Genomic DNA, 267 nt, shown 5'->3' on the forward strand with positions numbered 1-267 from the left:
GGGGGCGGAAGCCTACGGCTTAATCGTCGCCTGACGGCTCCTCAGGCGGTGCTGACGCACCGCCACGCACGGTGACGGCTACGCCGTCACCGTGCGTGGCGTGGCCCCGGCTACGCCGGGGCGGGCGGGTACGAGGTTGGGGGAATTCGCCTGCGGCGAATACGTGGGATTTGTGCGGGTGGTTGGTGGTGGGCGTCGGGCGTCGCTGCGCTCCGCCCTGTCGTGGCATTGTCCCGGGCCTACGGCCCGTCAACCGGTCGGCTTTCC

The sequence above is a fragment of the Streptomyces sp. CB02056 genome, assembly GCF_001905545.1.
Lineage (GTDB): Bacteria > Actinomycetota > Actinomycetes > Streptomycetales > Streptomycetaceae > Kitasatospora.